Source organism: Thermoactinomyces sp. CICC 10521 (genome assembly GCF_016055135.1).
GTDB lineage: Bacteria > Bacillota > Bacilli > Thermoactinomycetales > Thermoactinomycetaceae > Thermoactinomyces_A > Thermoactinomyces_A daqus.
Genome location: NZ_JAECVZ010000086.1, coordinates 1 through 972, shown reverse-complemented (window position 1 = coordinate 972; position 972 = coordinate 1). Strand labels below are relative to the sequence as shown.

Genomic DNA, 972 nt, shown 5'->3' with positions numbered 1-972 from the left:
AAGCCTCGTCAGCCGAAAGCCAGGTTTCTGCGTCAAGCATCTCCTGCAGCTTCTCGTCTGTTAGCTTACTGCCAGCTTTTTGCAAATACGTTTGCTTGATGGATTGCCCGATTCGATCCAAATCATCCGCGATTTTACGCAGTTCAGCGGCATTTCCAACGGCAAAACTCCACGGATTATGGATCATCAGCATCGAATTTTTGGGCATATGAACCGTATCTCCGGCCATAGCAATCACACTTGCGATTGATGCCGCCAAGGCATCCACATAAACGTTTATCTGGGCCTTATGGCGTTTCAGCATATTGTAAATGGCGACACCTTCAAACACATTTCCGCCTGGGCTGTTAATATAGAGGTTGATGGTAGAAACGTCTCCAGCGGCATCAAGGTCGTTTTTAAAGCTCAAAGCTGTGGGGTCTTCCTCGTACCATTGGGAGCTGACAATGTCGCCATAAATAAAAATGTCCGCCGTTTTCGAGTCCTCGGCAGACAATTTGATCTCCCAAAACTTAGTTTGTTGTTGCATTTCCACCCGTTTTCACCCCCTTTCTAAGGCTCGGGTCCATGTCAATCGGGTATAAATCGCCACTGAGGTAGAGTTTTTCTCCACCTGGTTCTGGCGGCAAATCTTCCAACTGGCGTACCTCATTCGGCTTTAACCAACCTGTTCGGATTCCTTTCATGTAGTAATCTGATTGTGTAGCGGTGTCGCCACGTAACAGGGCGTTAACGTTGAATTTAAAGTAAAAACCGGCTTGTCTTTCAGCCGATGATAGTAATTTGCGGTTAAATTCCTGCTCATATTGCCTGACAATGGGCATCAACGTAAGCTGAACAAATTCCCTCATAAGTTGCTCCATGCTGGAGTAGCTTTGCCCTTCGCTATCATTGAGCATATGGGCCGGCACATTGAACACGTTGGCCACCCTTGACCTCGTGATCCGCTCAGATGTGAAAATATCGGCAGCA

Annotated in this window: 2 protein-coding genes; both read right to left on the bottom strand. The window is 47.2% G+C overall.

Annotated features, from left to right (window positions below; all coding sequences use genetic code 11):
• The coding region (locus tag I8U17_RS18080) for a head maturation protease, ClpP-related (RefSeq protein ID WP_198059998.1) at positions 1-529 on the bottom strand (529 nt) is incomplete at its 3' end.
• Positions 513-972: phage portal protein (locus I8U17_RS18075; RefSeq protein ID WP_198059997.1), on the bottom strand; the 460-nt coding region annotated here is incomplete at its 5' end. The genes I8U17_RS18075 and I8U17_RS18080, both read right to left, overlap by 17 nt.